This is a genomic window from Actinoplanes teichomyceticus ATCC 31121 (assembly GCF_003711105.1).
GTDB lineage: Bacteria > Actinomycetota > Actinomycetes > Mycobacteriales > Micromonosporaceae > Actinoplanes > Actinoplanes teichomyceticus.
Genome location: NZ_CP023865.1, coordinates 6,677,175 through 6,693,379 on the forward strand (window position 1 = coordinate 6,677,175; position 16,205 = coordinate 6,693,379).

Annotated in this window: 13 protein-coding genes and 1 pseudogene; 11 read left to right on the plus strand and 3 right to left on the minus strand. The window is 72.5% G+C overall.

All coding sequences use genetic code 11. The annotated features are described in order from the left end of the window. Positions 1–155: 155 nt before the first annotated feature. The 3 genes and pseudogenes from ACTEI_RS38720 to ACTEI_RS29260 all read left to right on the plus strand — a co-directional run. Positions 156–695, plus strand: a pseudogene (locus ACTEI_RS38720) (hypothetical protein); the annotation flags it as partial. A 1,095-nt stretch (positions 696–1,790) separates the two neighbouring features. After that, a complete protein-coding gene (locus ACTEI_RS29255) occupies positions 1,791–2,633 on the plus strand; it encodes a siderophore-interacting protein (RefSeq protein WP_122980598.1) in 843 nt (280 codons plus the stop codon). Positions 2,634–2,756: 123 nt separating this feature from the next. Continuing rightward, positions 2,757–3,968: a CynX/NimT family MFS transporter gene (locus ACTEI_RS29260; protein ID WP_164466312.1), complete on the plus strand. Its 1,212-nt coding sequence runs from the start codon at positions 2,757–2,759 to the stop codon at positions 3,966–3,968. Positions 3,969–3,975: 7 nt separating this feature from the next. On the opposite strand, the gene ACTEI_RS29265 is transcribed toward ACTEI_RS29260, so the two are convergent. Beyond that, entirely contained in the window at positions 3,976–4,632 is a 657-nt protein-coding gene (locus tag ACTEI_RS29265; protein WP_239082076.1) for a 4'-phosphopantetheinyl transferase family protein, read from the minus strand. 367 nt (positions 4,633–4,999) lie between these two features. Between ACTEI_RS29265 and ACTEI_RS29270 the strand changes: the two genes are divergently transcribed. The 7 genes from ACTEI_RS29270 to ACTEI_RS29300 all read left to right on the plus strand — a co-directional run bounded on the left by ACTEI_RS29270 (position 5,000) and on the right by ACTEI_RS29300 (position 12,726). Continuing rightward, entirely contained in the window at positions 5,000–7,438 is a 2,439-nt protein-coding gene (locus ACTEI_RS29270; RefSeq protein WP_122980599.1) for a glycogen/starch/alpha-glucan phosphorylase, read from the plus strand. A gap of 597 nt (positions 7,439–8,035) precedes the next feature. Continuing rightward, entirely contained in the window at positions 8,036–8,503 is a 468-nt protein-coding gene (locus ACTEI_RS29275) for a hypothetical protein (RefSeq protein ID WP_122980600.1), read from the plus strand. Between the two features lie 104 nt (positions 8,504–8,607). Continuing rightward, positions 8,608–9,327, plus strand: coding sequence for an ATP-binding cassette domain-containing protein (locus ACTEI_RS29280; protein WP_239082077.1), 720 nt, complete (start codon positions 8,608–8,610; stop codon positions 9,325–9,327). Continuing rightward, positions 9,317–10,537, plus strand: a complete 1,221-nt coding sequence (locus ACTEI_RS29285; RefSeq protein ID WP_239082078.1) for a hypothetical protein — start codon at positions 9,317–9,319, stop codon at positions 10,535–10,537. The genes ACTEI_RS29280 and ACTEI_RS29285 overlap by 11 nt, the downstream gene beginning before the upstream one ends. Next, positions 10,528–11,142 carry a hypothetical protein gene (locus tag ACTEI_RS29290; RefSeq protein WP_239082079.1) on the plus strand — a complete coding sequence of 205 codons (615 nt, stop codon included), beginning with the start codon at positions 10,528–10,530 and terminating at the stop codon, positions 11,140–11,142. The genes ACTEI_RS29285 and ACTEI_RS29290 overlap by 10 nt, the downstream gene beginning before the upstream one ends. A gap of 112 nt (positions 11,143–11,254) precedes the next feature. After that, positions 11,255–12,127, plus strand: coding sequence for an ABC transporter ATP-binding protein (locus ACTEI_RS29295; protein ID WP_122980602.1), 873 nt, complete (start codon positions 11,255–11,257; stop codon positions 12,125–12,127). Then, positions 12,124–12,726, plus strand: a complete 603-nt coding sequence (locus ACTEI_RS29300; protein ID WP_122980603.1) for a hypothetical protein — start codon at positions 12,124–12,126, stop codon at positions 12,724–12,726. Before ACTEI_RS29295 ends, ACTEI_RS29300 begins: the two co-directional genes overlap by 4 nt. Before the next feature lie 72 nt (positions 12,727–12,798). Here ACTEI_RS29300 and ACTEI_RS29305 read toward each other — a convergent pair whose 3' ends face one another. Then, complete coding sequence (locus ACTEI_RS29305) at positions 12,799–13,767, minus strand: NAD-dependent epimerase/dehydratase family protein (protein ID WP_122980604.1); 969 nt, start codon at positions 13,765–13,767, stop codon at positions 12,799–12,801. 68 nt (positions 13,768–13,835) lie between these two features. Beyond that, positions 13,836–15,095 (minus strand): nucleotide sugar dehydrogenase, encoded by a 1,260-nt coding sequence (locus ACTEI_RS29310; protein ID WP_122980605.1) that lies wholly within the window; start codon positions 15,093–15,095, stop codon positions 13,836–13,838. Between the two features lie 315 nt (positions 15,096–15,410). On the opposite strand from ACTEI_RS29310, the gene ACTEI_RS29315 reads away from it, so the two are divergent. Beyond that, on the plus strand, positions 15,411–16,088 hold the full coding sequence (locus tag ACTEI_RS29315) for an ElyC/SanA/YdcF family protein (RefSeq protein WP_164466174.1): 678 nt from the start codon (positions 15,411–15,413) through the stop codon (positions 16,086–16,088). Positions 16,089–16,205: the final 117 nt, after the last annotated feature.

Below are 16,205 nucleotides of genomic sequence, written 5' to 3' on the forward strand. Positions count from 1 at the left end.
TCGCGGCCGTCGGGTCGGGCCGCACCCGGTTGCTGGCCGCCGGAGCCGTGGTCGTCGCCGTCGGCGGCGTCGTCGGCTTCACCCAGCTGTCGCACGCCGACGAGACCCCGTCCACCAAGGCCGCCGGCGAGAGCGGGGCCGGCAAGGTGGTGAACGGGCAGAAGATCCTCACCGACACCTGCATCGACAGCAACCTGACCGCCCACGACGGCTTCCAGAAGGGCGACCGCTGCGTCTCCACCGAGTTCGGCGAGGTCGCCTCGGCGGCGAACAACGCGGCGCTGCTGATCACCGAGGCCCCGGCGCGGGTTGCGCCGAACACGCCGTTCACGCTCAAGGTCAGCACCCGCAACCTGATCCGCGACCGGTTCCTGGCAGCCGGCCAGGGCGGTTACTACGTGGAGTCCAGCGTCCTGCAGAACGGCATCGTGCGCGGGCACTTCCACACCGCGTGCCGGATGCTGGCGTCCACCCGGGAGGCGCCGGACCCGGCGCCGGTGCCGGCGTTCTTCGTCGCCACCGAGGACCGCAAGGGCGGGCGGGCGCCGGACACGGTGACCATCCAGGTGCCGGGGCTGCCGGCGGAGGGCACCGCGCAGTGCGCGTCATGGGCCGGCGACGGTTCGCACCGGACGCCGATGATGGAGCGCGCCAACCAGACGCCCGCGATCGACGCCGTCCGGATCACGGTGAGCGCCGGCGGCGGCGACCAGGACGGCGGCGACCAGGACGGCGGGAACAACAACGGCGGGAACCAGGACGGCGGGAACAACAACGGCGGGAACCAGGACGGCGACACCGGCGGCGGTGATCAAGGCGGCAACCAGGGCGGCGACACCGGCGGCGGGAACCAGGGCGACAACACCGGCGGGGGGAACACCGGCGGGGACCAGGACAACGGCGGGAACCAGGACAACGGCGGGAACAACGCGGGCGGGGGCGCCACCGCCACCGCCACGCCCCGCGCGACGGTGAAGACCACCGTCGCCCCGAACCCGACGCGGACCACCGGCACCGGCACCGGCTCGGCCGCCGGCAACGACTCCGGCGACGAGACGGCCGCGCCCACGAGGACCACCACCCGGCCGGCGGCCAAGCCGACCCGCTCCAGCACGACCACCACGTCCGACGACTCCGGCGCCTCCGGCAACGCGGACACCTCGGACACGCGCTCCTCCGGTTCCGGGTCGTCCGCCTCGGACGACACCGAGGACACCGCTGCGGCCCCCACGAAGAAGGCGAAGCCGCAGGTCACCGACAGCGAGGCGGCGCCCGCCGCGGACTACGGGGTGGACGGTGGCGAGCCCGACCAGGCCGCTCCGGCCAGCACCTCCGGGGAGCAACTCGCCGAGCCGCCCGCCGGGAAGGACACCGAGGGCGGACCGCTCACCCTGCTGAGCGAGCACCCGGCGTGGTTCGGTGGCGGCGCGGTGCTGGCGCTGCTGGCCGTGATCGGCTTCGCGTTCGCCCGCTCCCGCCCGCGACGGTACTGAGAGCCGGCGGCGCCGAGCGTCCGTGGCGCTACCGAGGTCCGCGGCGGCACTGGGAGCCGTGGCGCTACCGAGGTCCGCGGCGGCGCCCAGCGTCCGCGGCTCGCTGGGAGCGGCGCCGCGCCGTACCGAAATTGATCACTGTGGTGGGGCCTGCCGGGACTTTTCGGCGGGCCCCACGTCCGTCTCGCCCCGGCGAGGGGTCGCCGCGAAGGTGACCAATGCGTACGCGGGCCGGTGGATCGGCCAGAATAAGGGTAGCCTTACCAACCGGACATCCCCCGGCAGTGAGGTGCAGACATGGCGAACAGACCGGCGCGGCCCGCCCACGAAGGCGTGGTCACGCGGGTGGAGCAGCTCACCGCGCACATGGTGCGGGTGGTGGTCGGTGGCGAGGCCATCGCCCGGATCGACGCGGACCGTTTCACCGACCACTACATCAAGGTGCTCTTCCCGCAGGCCGGCGTCGACTACCCGGAGCCGTTCGACATGGGCACGATCCGGGAGACCATGCCCCGCGACACCTGGCCGGTGGTGCGGACGTACACGGTGCGCAAGTGGCTGCCCGAGGTCCCGGAGATGTGGGTCGACTTCGTGGTGCACGGTGACGCGGGCGTCGCCGGGCCGTGGGCGGCGCGGGCGAAGCCGGGTGACGTGTTCCGGTTCATGGGTCCGGGCGGGGGATACTCCCCCAGTCCCGAGGCGGACTGGCATCTGCTGGCCGGGGACGAGAGCGCGCTTCCCGGGATCGGCGCCGCGCTGGCCGGGATGCCGCCGGGCGCGCCGGTGCGGGCGTTCATCGAGGTGGACGGCCCGGACGACGAGCAGAAGCTGGACGGTCCGGGCGACGCGGAGATCGTCTGGCTGCACCGGGGCTCCCGGCCGGTGGGCGAGGCGCTGGTCGAGGCGGTCCGCGGGATGCGGTTCCCGGCCGGCCGGGTGCACGCGTTCGTGCACGGTGAGGCCGGGTTCGTCCGCGACCTGCGCGGTCACCTGCGGCTGGAGCGCGGGCTCGGCACGGAGCAGCTGTCGATCTCCGGGTACTGGCGCCGCGGGATGAACGAGGACGGCTGGCAGTCCAGCAAGCGGGAGTGGAACGAGCGGGTCGAGCGGGAGCAGGAGGCCGCCGCCGCGACCGCCTGAGCGTCCGCGCCGGTAACGACCGAACGCCGGAGCGGGCATATGCCCGATCCGGCCTTCCCGCAGGCCGGGGCGATGGTGAGGCTCAGCACGCCGGATCGCGGATCGGACCCACGCGCGGCCATGATGGGTGCCGTGGCGGTACGCGAGGAACAGCTCGGGAAGCAAGCGGTCGAGGCGCGGCGGGGACGGGTCTTCACCCTTGTCGCGCTGGTGCTGGCGGCGGTCAATCTGCGGCTCGCGGTGACCAGTGTGGGACCGGTGCTGACCGAGATCCGCGACGGGCTCGGCATGAGCGGGACCGTGGCCGGGCTGCTCACCTCCGTACCGGTGGTGTGTTTCGCCTCGGTCGGCCTGCTGGCGCCGCGCCTGGCCCGCCGGTTCGGCGCCGGTCCGGTGATCGCCGGCGGTCTGGCGCTGCTCGCCGTCGGGCTTGCGGCCCGCCCCTTCGCGCCCGGCTCCGGCCTGTTCCTGCTGCTCAGCGCGGTGGCACTGGCCGGCATCGCGCTGGTCAACGTGCTACTGCCCTCGATCGTCAAGGATCACTTCCCGACCCAGGTCGGCACGATCACCGGGCTCTACACGGTGGCGCTGAACGTGGGCGCCACCACGGCGGCCGCGGCGACGGTCCCGCTGACCGGCGGGTTCGGCGACTGGCGGCTCGGGCTGGCCTGCTGGGCGCTCGCCGCGCTGGTCGCGCTGCCGCCGTGGTTGCTGATCGCCGGGGAGCGCACCGCCGCCCGCGCGGCGCAGGTCACCGGCGCGCCGCCGGTCCGGGTCGCCCGGCAGCCGATCGCCTGGGCGCTCGCGGTCTACTTCGGCATGCAGTCCACCTCGGCGTACGTGATCATCGGCTGGCTCCCGCAGATCTACCGGGACGCCGGGCTCTCCGCGGAGCTGGCCGGGGTGCTGTTCGCGACCACGTCGCTGCTCGGCGTGCCGCTGGGCATGGGGCTTTCCGCGCTCGCCGGCCGGGTCCGCTCGCAGAGCACGATCGCGGTGGGGCTCGGGCTCTTCGGGATCGCCGGTTATCTGGGCCTGTGGGTGGACCCGGCCACCACACCGTGGCTGTGGGCCGTCCTGCTCGGCATCGTCAACACGGCGTTTCCGCTCGTCCTGACCATGATCGCGCTGCGCGGGCGGACCCCGGCGACGGTGGTCGCGCTGTCCGCCTTCGCCCAGGGGGTTGGCTACCTGATCGCCATCCCGGGACCGATCCTGATCGGTGCGCTGCACGACGCCACCCACGGCTGGCGGGCTCCGCTCGCGGTCATGGTCGGCCTGATGGTCCCGCAGATCGTCGCCGGCTTCTTCGCCGGCCGCGACCGGCAGGTCTAGCGGCCCGTCACCGTCCGGCGGTGCCGGGCTGATCGACCCGCACGGCGGTCAGGATCAGTCCCCGGTCCACCAGGTGCCGGCCGTGCAGCCGGGTGAGCGGGCCGTCGACCGCCAGGTGGCCGGTGAACGTGCCGGCGTCCGGGTCGATGTCCAGCCGCGCGTGCTCGAAGCCCAGCCAGCGGCCGGTCAGCGGATACCACGCCTTGTAGATCGACTCCTTGGCGCTGAACAGCAGCCGGTCCCAGCACACGCCGGGGTGCGTCACGGCGAGCCGGGCCAGCAGGTCCCGGTCGGCCGGGGTGCTCACCGCGCCCAGCACCCGGGGCGGCAGCGGCGCGTGCGGCTCGGCGTCGATACCGATGCTCGCCACGTCACGGGTGTGCGCCACGGCGGCCGCCCGGAAGCCGGCGCAGTGCGTGATGCTGCCGGTGACCCCGGCCGGCCAGAGCGGCTCGCGGCGGGGTCCGCGGAGGATGGCGGCCGGGGCGTGGCCGAGCGCGACCAGGGCCGCACGGGCGCAGCGCCGGGCGGTCAGCACCTCCCGGCGGCGGCCCGGCGCGGCGGTCGCCACCAGCTGCTCCTCGCCCGGGAAGGACGCCTCGTCGGGCGCGTCGGCGTAGGCCTCGGCCGAGCGCACCGGGTACGGCAGCAACCGATTCAGCACGTGCGGGAGTCTCCCACCTCCCGTGGGCGGCGCGGGAGAGGGGACACCGGTCGGGGTCCGGTCGGGCCCTGCCCACCACTCCACCGCCCTGGCGTCCTGAGTGACCTGCGCCATACCGAACATCACCCGACGTCACCTTTGTCGTTATCTCGACAGCCACCGTGATCGACAGCAATCGTTGCCGAAGATTTCCACCGGCACGCCCGGCGCGCCGTCGTCGCTGGCAATCCGGGATCCGCCGGCTCCCGGGCACCGCCCGACCGGTGAGCGCGTCCGGCGACCGGCCGCGGCCGGCCCGGCACAAACGTCCTCGCGCGGAACGCCGAACGTCAGCCGCCGGAAACGTCGTAGCGGCAGAATGGGCCGTATGGATCTTCGCCAAGGCATCGGTCTGCGACGACTGGGCAGCACCGCGGACGATTTCCAACAGGATCTGCTCAGCAGCCTCTACTACCGCAAAGGGACCACGGTCGAGTCGGCCAGCGCACGGGACGCGTACGAGGCGCTCGCGCTGACCGTCCGCGACCGCCTGGCCGACCGGCGGGCCCGCACCGCGGCCGCGCAGTTCGCCCACAACCCTCGCTGGGTGTACTACCTGTCCGCGGAGTATCTGCTCGGCGCCCAACTCGAGCAGAACCTGCTCTACTCCGGCACGGGGGACCTGGCCGCCCAGGCGCTCAAGCCGCTCGGCCGCTCGCTGGAGGAGATCGAGGACCTGGACGTCGAGCCGGGCCTCGGCAACGGTGGCCTGGGCCGGCTCGCCGCCTGCCTGATCGACTCGATGGCCACCCGGGACATCCCCGCCGTCGGGTACGGCATCCGCTACGACTTCGGCATTTTCAAGCAGTCCCTGGAGGACGGCGGTCAGGCCGAACGCGCCGACGACTGGGCCTTCCACGGCAACCCGTGGGAGTTCCCGGCTCCCGACGACCGGCAGACCGTCGGCTTCTACGGCCACACCGAGCCGGTCCCCGGCTCCCCGGTCCGCAAACGCTGGGTGCCCGGGGAGACCGTCCTCGGCGAGCCCAGCCACATGCTGGTCCCCGGCTACAACACCGAGACGGTGAACATCGTCCGGCTGTGGCGGGCCCGGGGCAGCGAGGCCTCGTTCGACCTGAGCCGCTTCTCCGCCGGCCAGTACGCCGAGGCCGTCCAGGAGGCGGTCCGCGCGGAGAACATCAGCAAGGTGCTCTACCCGGACGACAGCACCGAGCTGGGCCGGGAGCTGCGGCTCAAGCAGCAGTACTTCCTCTGCTCCTGCTCGCTGCGCGACATCATCCGGCGGTTCCGGCTGCGCAACGAGAACTGGGACGACTTCGCCGACAAGACGATCATCCAGCTCAACGACACGCACCCGACGGTGGCCATCCCGGAGCTGATGCGGCTGCTGGTCGACGAGTACGAGCTGGACTGGGACCGCGCCTGGTCGATCACCCGGCGCACGTTCGCGTACACCTGTCACACCCTGCTGCCGGAGGCCCTGGAGACCTGGCCGGTGCACATGTTCGAGCGGCTGCTCCCCCGCCACCTGGAGATCATCTACTTGATCAACATGCACTTCCTGCGGGAGGTGGAGGCACACTTCCCGGGCGACGCCGACCGGATCAGGCGGATGTCGATCATCGGGGAGAACGGCGAGCGCCGGGTCCGGATGGCGCACCTGGCGGTGGTCGGCACCGAGGCCGTCAACGGCGTCGCCGAGCTGCACTCCAAACTGCTGCGCGAGACCGTGCTGCAGGATTTCGCCGACCTGTGGCCGGCCAAGTTCCAGAACGTCACCAACGGCATCTCGCCGCGCCGGTTCATCCGGCTGGCCAACCCGCGCCTGTCCGAGGTGATCAGCGACGGGCTCGGCGGCGACGGCTGGCTCAACGATTTGGACCGCCTCGCCGAGCTGGAGTCGCTCGCCGACGACCCGGCGTTCCGGGAGCGCTGGCGGTCGGTGAAGCGGGCGAACAAGGTGGATCTCGCGGCCGGCGACCCGGACTCGCTCACCGACGTGATGATCAAGCGGTTCCACGAGTACAAGCGGCAGCAGCTCAAGCTGCTCCACGTGATCACGATGTACCACCGGATCCGGGAGAACCCGAACGGCGACTGGATACCGCGGACCGTGCTGTTCGCCGGCAAGGCCGCCCCGGCCTATCACGCGGCCAAGCACATCATCCGGCTGATCAACGCGGTGGCGGCGACCATCGCGGCGGATCCGGTGGTGGCCCCGCACCTGAGGGTGGTCTTCGCGGAGAACTACAACGTGACCCTGGCCGAGCGGATCATCCCGGCCGCCGACCTGAGCGAGCAGATCTCGCTGGCCGGCAAGGAGGCCAGCGGCACCGGCAACATGAAGCTGGCGCTCAACGGCGCGCTCACCATCGGCACCCTCGACGGCGCGAACATCGAGATCCGGGCGCACGTCGGCGAGGAGAACTTCTTCCTGTTCGGGCTGGACGCGTTCCAGGCCGCCGAGGCGCGGATCAACGGGTACCACCCGCGGGAGCACTACGAGCGCGACGCCGAGCTCAGGGCCGCACTGGACGCGATCAACGCGGGCGCCTTCGGCGGCGTCGGGCGCGAGGTGGCCGAATCCCTGCTGGGCTGGGACGAATACCTGACCCTGGCCGACTACCGGTCGTACCTGGACTGCCAGGAGGAGGTCGAGCGGGCCTGGCGCGACCGGGACCGCTGGACCCGGATGTCGATCCTGAACACCGCGCGCTGCGGGTTCTTCTCGGCGGACCGCACGGTCGCCGACTACGCGGCCCGCATCTGGCGGGTCGCCCCGGTTCCGGTTCCCCGCGAGGACTGACCGCGGCCGGTCCGGGAGCCGGGCGCTCCCGGACCGGCGCCCGGCTTGCGGACCCTTCCCGGTACGCCCTCGTGGCCCCGTCCGCAGGCCGTCGGCCGAGCCCCCCGGCACACCCGCGCGGCGCCGGCCACTTACCGGACCGCGACGCGACGCCCGCGTCCGACCCCCACCGGGTGATGCCACCCGCCGCGCACGAGGCCCGGTGAGCGAGTCACCGGTCCCGCTCCCCGACCGGCGCCGAAGGGTCCGCCCCGAGACCGCGCTTCTCGACGTTCCGGCTGTTCAACGCGTCGGCCGGGGATCCTCGGGGGAGGCCTGTCACCGTTCGCGGCCAGCTTCACCCGCGTTCATCAACCATCCACCTTCGATGTGACCTATGTCACTCAAAATTCTACGTGTCCCACTTCACATCCTCATTACGACTGGTCAGCGGGGCTCATGCCGCTTCCATAGTGGATCAAGGCGGGAATGTCAACAGGGTTGAGACACAACGACGCCTGTGAAATCGTTCCGTCGTCGCCTGGTGCTGTATTCAACGAGGGGAAGGCCGATAGGCGACAGGCCGCTTCGCGCGCCTGGCCACCAATAGGAGGACCCATGAATTTCGCACTGAACGACCGACCCGACCGCAGCGAAAAGCGTGCCGGTTCCGGCATGCCGCGAATCGCCTCCCGCCTGGGGGTGGCCGCGGTCGCATTCACGGCGGTCCTCTCCGGGGGTGTTCCGGCGTTCGCCGAGGGTTCGTGGAGCAGCTACCTCAGCGGCGTCCGCAGCGGCTTCATCTCGCGCGAGTGGACGGACAACAACAGCGACAGCGTGGTCACCAAGACCACGCTCAGGGGCTGCTCGCGCGACGACGGCGCCAACTTCTCGCTGAAGGTGGACCTGCGCCGCAAGCGGTCGCTGTCGCCGGACGTGTCCTACGGGCAGAAGGACGTCTCGGCGTGCGCGGGCGGAACCGGCACCGGCACGTGGGGCGACCAGACCTCGGGCACCTACTTCCTGCAGTTCTGGCACTACGATTTCGGTACCGTTTCGGCAAGCAGCGTGGCGACGGTTTACTGACCGTTTCCTGATACGGAGACCGTGAATGACTGCAAAACCATTCACGGTCTCCGTGCATGAGTGCGGTACAGTCAGCGCAGCACTGGACTGCCAGACGTACAGAGGTGTTTTCCATCGCTACCACCGATAGTTTCGGCATTCGCGCCGACCGGATTTCCTTCCGTTATCCGCGGCGCGGGTCGCAGGACGTCATCAGTGGACTCACCGTCGCACTGGACCGGCGGCCCACCATCCTGATCGGGCCGAACGGCGCGGGTAAGTCGACGTTCATGCGCCTGCTCACCGGCCAGATCCGCCCGTCCGGTGGCACGGTCACCCGCGAAGCGCGGCTGGGCTGGAGCGCCCAGCACACCGTCGCCCTGCCCGGCTTCACCGTCGTCGAGCAGGTGCGGTACGCGAGCTGGCTGGCCGGCCTGAGCCGCGCCGAGGCGGTCACCGCGGCGGCCGCCGGGCTGTCCCGGACGAACCTGACCGAGCTCGCCGACCGGCCGGCCACCGAACTCAGCGGCGGCGAGCTGTCCCGGCTGGGCATCGCCTGCGCGCTGGCCAGCTCGCCGGACTACCTCGTGCTCGACGAGCCCACCGCGTCACTGGACCCGATCGCCCGGCGCTCGGTGACCGCGGTCCTCGAGGCGCTGGCGCAGCAGGGCACCGGCATCCTGGTCTCCTCGCACACCGCGACGGACGTCGGGTCGCCGTTCAGCCGGCTGCTCGTGCTCGACCGCGGCCGCCTGGAGTTCGACGGCTCGCTCGACGAGTTCTTCACCCGCCGGCACGCCAGCGGCGTGGTGGCCGACCTCGCGCAGGCGCTTCGTGGCCGCTGACCACGTCGCCCCGGTGCGCTTCCCCGGCCGGCGGGCCGACCGTTCCCTGCTGCGCACCCCGGCGGTCCTGCTGGCGGTGCCCGGCGCGGTGCTCGCCTACCTGTTCCTCTCCGGCAACCCCGGCCTGTCCGCCTACCCGCTGGCCCAGGGCTCCGCGGCCACCGGCGCGATGGCGGTGATCGGGCCGGTCCTCGCGCTGGCCGCGGCCTGGGAGACGTTCACCCTGCGGTCGCTCTGGGGCCGGATCACCATCCGCCGCTCGTGGCTGCGGGTGCTGGCCGAGCGCCTGCGGCCGGTGCTCGCCGCCGGCCTGCTGATGCAGGGCGCCTGCCACGTCTACGCGCAGGCCCAGTCGGCGAACCCCGGCTGGCCGGGCTGGCAGCTGGTCCTGCTGACGGTGCTCGGCGTGTTCGCCTGGACCGCCTTCGGCGCCGCCCTGGCACTGACCCTGGGCCGGCTGCTGGCGCTGACCGCCGCCCTGCTCGTGCCCTACCTGGCGCTGACCCTGCCGGCCGGCTGGGAGCCGCTGTGGCTGCGCCACCTCAACGGCAACCCGGTCGACTGCTGCTCGACCAGCCAGGTGCTCGACGGCCGGGTGGTGGCCGCCTCGGCCGCGCTGCTCGGCGCGATCCTGGTCCTCTCGCTGTGCGTGGTCCGGGTCCGGTTGGCGCCCAGCGGCAACCGGCCGGTGATCGCCGCGGCGGTCGCGGTGGCGGCGGTGGCCGCGGCCGGGTTCGGCATCGCGCCGGTGACCGCGCTCGGCGCCTCCCCCGCCGCGCCCCGCCCGGCCGGGTCGCTGGAGTGCCGGCGCGACATCTGCCTGTGGCCGGAGGACGCCGGCGCGTACGCCGCCAACGAGGCCGCCTGGACCGCGGTCCGTGCCGCCTGGGCCGACCTGCGGCTGCCGATCCCGCCGGACGCCCGGATCGGCCCGGTCGCCGCGGGCGGCCTGCTGCCCATCACCACCTCGGCCACCGACCCGACCAGCGCCGAGGTGGCGATGGCCCAGCTGCTGCCCCGCTCGCTGGCCAACTGCGTCACGGACTTCACCGACCCGGGACGCGACGACCGCCTGGACCGGCTGACCGTGCTGCTGCAACAGCGGCTCGACCTGCGCGGCGCCGGCCTGCCGCTGGTCACCGTCAGCGATCCGCAGCCGGTGCCCGCCGACGCCGAGCGGCTGTGGCGTGAGGCGGGTCGATGCCCGTGATCCGGCTCTTCCTGCGCGGGCACCACGCCGCCACCCTGGCCGGCGCGGCGTCGGCCCTGCTGCTCGTCGCGTGGTGGCTGGCCGGCACGGTGCTGCCGGTACCGCAGCTGCTGCAGGGCCGCAACAGCCCGATCGCCCTGGAGATGGCGCTGCCGGTGCTGTTCGCGCCGCTGTTCGCGTACGGGTTCGGCGGGGTGGTGCTCCGGGTCGAGCACGGCAGCCGCCGGAGCCTGCTCGTCCCGGACCTGGTGCTGTTCCTGCTCGCCTGCGCCCCGATCGCGATCGTGGCCGGGCTCGCCGCGCTGACCGGCGACGGCGACTTCGCCGCGGTGGTGGCGCGCAACGCCGCCGTCTGCGCCGGGGCGTCGCTGCTGCTGCTGACCTGGTTCGGGCAGAGCGCGGCGGTCACCGGGCCGATCCTGTACTTCTTCGTGGTCAGCCTGGTCGGGGGCAACCCGGACGGGTCCGCTCAGTGGTGGGCGCTGCTGCGGGCGCCGGGGACACCGCAGACCGCGGCAGCCGGTCTCGTGCTGCTGGCGGCCGGGCTGGTGGCGTACCACCGGCGGGCCCGAGCGGCGGCGGCGATGCGCGCCGCCGGGGACTGACCGGCGCCGGGACGGCACGGCGCGAGAGGCGACATGGAGGAAGTGACCCACCGGTGCGAATCCGCCGACCGACCCGGACATCTCCCGGTGTCCACCGCGATAATGCACATCGATGATCGAGACCCGGAATCTGACGAAGGCCTACGGCCGGGTGGACGCGATCCGTGACGTCACGTTCGCCTGCGCCCCGGGCCGGGTGACCGGCCTGCTCGGGCTCAACGGCGCCGGCAAGACGACCACGCTGCGGATCCTGCTCGGGTTGAGCCGGGCCACCGGCGGAGTTGCGTTGATCAACGGGGTGCCCTACCGCGAGCTGACGCATCCGCTGCGGCACGTGGGCGCGGTGCTGGAGCAGGGGCTGAGCAATCCCGGCCAGACCGGCTACCGGCATCTGGTCACCCAGGCGCTGCTGAGCGGCGCCTCCCGCAGCCGCGTGGACCAGCTCATCGAGGGCGTCGGGCTGGCCGCGGCGGCCGGCAAGCGCACCGGCGACTACTCACTCGGGATGCGCCAGCGGCTGGCGGTGGCGACCGCCCTGCTCGGCGATCCGCCGGTGCTGGTCCTCGACGAGCCGGCCAACGGCCTGGATCCCTCCGGCATGGCGTGGCTGCGGACGCTGCTGCGCCAGCACGCCGCCGCCGGGGGCACCGTGCTGATCTCCAGTCACCTGCTCACCGAGCTGCAACTGCTGATCGACGACGTGGTGATCATCGGGAACGGGCGGATCCGCCTGGCCGCGCCGCTCGCCGAGCTGTCCGGGGGCGCGCGGCTGCGGGTGCGCGGCGGCGATCACGCCCGGCTGTGGGACGGGTACGCACGACACGGCGCCCGGGTGACCACGGACGGGCGTGTCCTGTTCGTCTCCGGCCTGAGCCCCGAGGCGGCCGGCGAGATCGCCCTGCGCCTGCAGGTGCCGGTGTACGAACTGACGCCGGAGCGGCGTCAACTCGAAGAGATCTTCCTGAGCGTGGCGGGTGGCCGGTGATCGGTGTCCTGCGCAGCGAGATCCATCGCAGCCTGACGGTACGGTCGTCCTGGGCGTCGCTGACCGGCCTGGCCCTGCTGAGCGCCGCGGTCGGGCTGTTGAGCGAGGACTTCTGGTCGCTGTTCGCCTGTCTGGGCACGTTCGGCGCCGCGGTGCTGATCACCGCTCAGCACTATCAGCACCGCACCGCCGTGCTGGTGTTCCTCGGCGAGCCGAACCGGCTCCGGGTGCTGGTGGCGCAGTGCCTGGTGGCGGCCCTGTTCGGCGTCGTGCTCGCGGCGGCGAGCGGCGTCGTGGTGGCCCTGCAGGGCGAGACCCGCCAGTACTGGGCGACCCTGTCCGCGGTGCCGCTGACCGCGGTGTTCGGGGTGGCGAACGCGACCGTCGTGCGCCGCCCGCTCTGGCTGCTCGCCGGCTACGCGGGCTGGGTGCTGTTCGTCGAGGGCCTGCTCGGCAAGCTGGAGGGCCCGCTGCCCATCTCCGGCGCGCTGATGGCGACCTCCGGCGATCCCCGGGGGCTGCCCATCCTGCTCGCCTGGACGGTGCCCGCGCTGGCGGCGGCCGGCTGGGTCATCCGCCGCGACCTGGCCGGCGACTGAGACGCTGGCCGCCGGCCGGCCCGGTGCCGCCGACCGGTGGCGACCAGCCGGACCGGCGGCCCGCCGGCGTCATCACGCCGGCCGCGCCCGCCGCCTCAACTGGTGGTCGATGAGCGTCTTGATGATGTCGTCCAGCCGGTACCGCGGCCGGTACCCGATCAGCCGGGCGGCCAGGGACAGGTCCGGGATCCGCCGGCGCATGTCCTCGAAGCCGGGGTCGTAGGCCTCGTGGTAGGGCACGAACCGGATCTCGCTGGCCGAGCCGGTGATCTCGCGTACCCGGTGGGCGAGCCCCTCGATGGAGATCTCCTCGCGGCTGCCGATGTTGACCGCGCGACCGTACGCCTCGCTCGTGTCGAGCAGCCTGGTCATCGCCGGCACGGCGTCGTGCACGGAGCCGAAGCAGCGGCGCTGGCTGCCGTCGCCGTGCACGGTGATCGGCTCACCGGCGAGCGCCTGGGCGACGAATCGGGGCAGCACCATCCCGTACCGGCCGGTCTGCCGGGCACCGACGATGTTGAACAGTCGCAGGACGACGCACGGCACGCCGCTGGCCCGGCTGGTCTCGACGGCGACGAGCTCGTCGATCCCCTTGGCCGCGGCGTACGACCACCGGCTCTTCAGCGCCGACCCGAGGATGCGGTCGGAATCCTCGTGCAGGCCGTCCGCGTCGTTCTTGCCGTAGATCTCGCTGCTGGAGGCGACGGCGTACCGGACGCCGTGGCGGGCCGCCGCCTCGACGACGTTCTCGGTGCCGTGCAGGTTCACCCGCAGCGACTTCAGCGGCTCGGCCAGGATGGTGTGCACGCCGACCGCGGCGGCCAGGTGGAACACCATGCCGGCGCCGCGGACGCACTCGTCCACCAGCGCGCGGTCCAGGATCGAACCGTGCACGAACCGGACCGACGGCAGGTGTTCCAGGTTCGCCGGGGAGCCGGTCGAGAGGTCGTCGAGGACCACCACCTCGTGGCCGAGGGACACGAGATGATCGCAGAGATGCGAACCGATGAACCCGGCTCCGCCGGTTACCAGCGCCTTCACCAACAGTCTTCCCTCCGATGTCGTCGGCGCCGGGACGGCGCCGGCACTGCCGCCGGCCGCGGTGGCGGCTACAGCCGAATGACGTTGTCCTGCCGCTCGATCACCCCGCGCGTGTCGAGCACCAGCCGGGCCTCCCGGGCGATCATGTCCAGGTCGAAGGCCCGGTGATCCTGCAGGAGCACGACCAGGTCGGCGTCGCGCACCGCGGCTTGCAGGCACTGTTCGCCGGCGAGCAGGCGCTGGTCCACGGACCACTGCCGGACGAACGGGTCACCGAATCGGACCTCGGCCCCCAGCCGGTGCAGGGACCGCGCCAGCGGCAGAGCCGGGGTGCCCCGCGCGTCGGCGATGTCGGGCTTGTAGGTGACGCCGAGCAGCAGGATCCGCGCCCCGCTGACCGGCTTGCCGACCCCGTTGAGCGCGCGCTGGACGCGCGAGAGCACCCAGGCCGGCATCGCGTCGTTGATCTCCTGAGCCAGTTCGGCCATCCGGAACGGGTGCCCTAGCCGCCGCGCCGCGTGCACCAGGTAGGCCGGGTCCACCGGGATGCAGTGCCCGCCCACGCCCGGGCCGGGCAGGAACTTCTGGAAGCCGAACGGTTTGGTGGCGGCGGCGGCTATCGCGTCCCAGATGTCGACGCCCAGCTCCTCGCAGAACGTGGCCATCTCGTTGACCAGCGCGATGTTCACGGCCCGGTACGTGTTCTCGATCAGCTTGGCCATCTCGGCCTCGCGCAGCCCCCGGGTCGCCGCGACCTGCGGGATGAACTTGCCGTAGAAGGCGGTGGCGCGATCCCGGCACGCCGGGGTGAGCCCGCCGACCACCTTCGGGGTGTTGCCCAGGCCGTACACCTCGTTGCCGGGATCGATGCGCTCCGGCGAGTACGCGAGGTGGAAGTCCACCCCGGCGCGCAGTCCGGAGGTCTCCAGCAGGGGACGGATCACCGTCTCGGTGGTTCCCGGCCAGGTCGTCGACTCCAGGACGACCAGCGTGCCCGGTCGCAGGTGCCGCGCGACATCGGTGGTGGCCTGGACGACCGCGGTGAGGTCCGGCTGGTACGCCTCGCCCAGCGGGGTGGGCACACAGACCACGATGGTCTCGCAGCCGGCCAGTTCCGCCGGATCGCTGCCGGCCCGGAAACCCTCGGCGAGCATCTCCTCCAGCTCGCCGTCGGACAGGTCGTCGACATGCGACCGGCCGTCGTTGAGCGATGCCACCCGGCGCCGGTCGGAGTCCAGGCCCAGCACCTTGAGACCCCGGACCGTTGCCTCTCTGGCCAGCGGCATGCCCACGTACCCCAGGCCGACTACCGCGAGGTCATACGACACATGCCCTCCATGCAGGTTGCGTTCGAGCGAGCAAGCCTCTCCAGGCTCGGCGGCGCCAGCGCAGATCTGATCGAAGCGCCAAGGGATCGACAGGGACGAGTCTCCGGGTTGGACATCGACCGGACAAGATCCTATCCCGGATGACAGTCCGTCGCCGCCCCGTCACGATGCCGCCCGGCGGCCGCCGGGCGGGCCCACGCGGCGCGAGCTCCCCGCCGCGCGGGTGCTACGGTGTCGTGCTTTGTCGCAAACGTACGGAAAGTGCCGAGGGAACCGTGCCGCCACCGGGACGAACGAACGCGCAGGGGAGTCGGCATGCCGACCCCTAGGATCGTGCGCAGCGGCGCCTTCGCCGGGGTGGCGACCGCCGACCTGCTCGACCTCATGACCACCGTGGTCGCCATCCTCACCGTGCCGCCCGCGACCGGCCGGCACCTCGACGCCGTCGTCGTGCCGACCGGCCAGGGCGAGGAGGCACGGCTGCGCCACGCCATCGCCCTGTGGGAATCCGAGCCCGGCATCCGTTTTCTCCTGGTGCCGAACGGCAACCCGGCGGAGCGGACCTACGTCACGATCACGCTGGACTATCTGCGCTCCCTGGGCCTGCGCCGGCTCGACGGCGTGCACATCCAGCGGGCACCCGCGCCGAACACCGCGTTGCAGGCGGCATGGATCGCCGACGAGGTGGGCAAGCGGGACATCCGCAGTTGTGTGCTGACGGTGTCCCCGTACCACCTGCCCAGAGCGTTCCTCACCGTAATCAAGGCGCTCGCCGTCCGCAAGGTTCGTATTCCGGTAATCCCCGCCGCGGTTCCCGTTCCGCCGCACGCACGGGTGCCGGAGACCGGCGCGAACGCATATGACCTGCTGCCCGGAGAATTCCGGCGGATCCTCACATACGCCAATGACGGATGGATTGCAACCCCGGACGAGTCGCGGGAGTACCTCGCCTGGCTGTGGGCGAACCACCGGTCGCTGTTCACGCCGTCGTGAGCGGTCCGCGCCGGGGCACCCACAGCCCCGGTGAACAGCGCGGACGCCGCTGGCGGGACGGTCCGCCGGCCGACCGGAATCGGTCGCTCGCGAGAATCGGCCGACGGGCTTCGACCG

Bases quoted from the DNA above. Each gene is read 5' to 3' on its own strand.
- ACTEI_RS29255 (WP_122980598.1), top strand. From the start codon at position 1,791: ATGGCGAACAGACCGGCGCGGCCCGCCCACGAAGGCGTGGTCACGCGG.
- ACTEI_RS29260 (WP_164466312.1), top strand. From the start codon at position 2,757: ATGGGTGCCGTGGCGGTACGCGAGGAACAGCTCGGGAAGCAAGCGGTC.
- ACTEI_RS29270 (WP_122980599.1), top strand. From the start codon at position 5,000: ATGGATCTTCGCCAAGGCATCGGTCTGCGACGACTGGGCAGCACCGCG.
- ACTEI_RS29275 (WP_122980600.1), top strand. From the start codon at position 8,036: ATGAATTTCGCACTGAACGACCGACCCGACCGCAGCGAAAAGCGTGCC.
- ACTEI_RS29290 (WP_239082079.1), top strand. From the start codon at position 10,528: ATGCCCGTGATCCGGCTCTTCCTGCGCGGGCACCACGCCGCCACCCTG.
- ACTEI_RS29295 (WP_122980602.1), top strand. From the start codon at position 11,255: ATGATCGAGACCCGGAATCTGACGAAGGCCTACGGCCGGGTGGACGCG.
- ACTEI_RS29315 (WP_164466174.1), top strand. From the start codon at position 15,411: ATGCCGACCCCTAGGATCGTGCGCAGCGGCGCCTTCGCCGGGGTGGCG.